Annotated in this window: 1 protein-coding gene; it reads right to left on the bottom strand. The window is 73.7% G+C overall.

The genetic code is table 11. The features are described from left to right. Positions 1 to 795 (bottom strand): ATP-binding cassette domain-containing protein (locus tag O3W51_RS46755; protein WP_269290110.1); only part of this gene is annotated, 795 nt, incomplete at both ends.

Below are 795 nucleotides of genomic sequence, written 5' to 3'. Positions count from 1 at the left end.
GCGGAGCGGACGGTGCTCAGCCGGTGGGCGAGCACCAGGCAGCTGGTACCGCGCCGCCGGAGGTGCGTGTTGACCAAGGCCTCGGTGCGGGCGTCCAGCGCGGAGGTCGCCTCGTCCAGCACCAGCAGCGGCGGGTCGAGGGCCAGCGCACGGGCCAGCTCCAGTCGCTGCCGCTCTCCGCCGGAGAGGTTCCGTGCGTCCTCCTCGATCCGCCCGGCGTCCAGGCCACCACGGCCACGGACCAGGTCGGCGGCCTCGGCGTCGGCGAGCGCCCGGTGCAGGGCGGTCTCGTCGGCCGCCGGGTTCCACAGCGTGAGGTTGTCGCGCATGGTGCCCTCGAAGAGCCGCAACCGCTGCTCCACGTAAGCGACCTGGCTGGTCACCACGGCGCGCGGCAGTGATTCGCGCGGCACTCCGTCCAGCAGCACGTCGCCGGTCCAGGGCCGGAGCACTCCGGCGGCGAGCCGGGCCAGCGTGGACTTGCCGCTGCCGCTCGATCCGACGACCGCGACCCACTCCCCCGGCCGCACCGTCAGCGAGATGCCCTCCAGCGTCGCCGGCCGGTTGGGGTCGTAGCCGAAGGAGACGTCCCGCAGCTCCAGCAGGCCGCTGAGCGCGACGGGTCCGGCCGAGCCGTCCACCGGGTCCAGGACGGCCGTCAGATAGGGGTCGGGCTCGGAGAGTTCGACGTCGTCGAGGAGCGCGGACTGGGCTCGCGCCATCGTCAGCTCGGATCCCGTGCCGACGAGCTGGGTGACCGGCAGCAGGAACCCGTTGAGCAGCAGCAGGAAGGCG

The sequence above is a fragment of the Streptomyces sp. H39-C1 genome, from assembly GCF_027158125.1.
Classification (GTDB): Bacteria; Actinomycetota; Actinomycetes; order Streptomycetales; family Streptomycetaceae; genus Actinacidiphila; species Actinacidiphila fildesensis.
The sequence above is the reverse complement of the archived record's forward strand: the minus strand, read 5'-3'. Positions and strand labels throughout refer to the sequence as shown.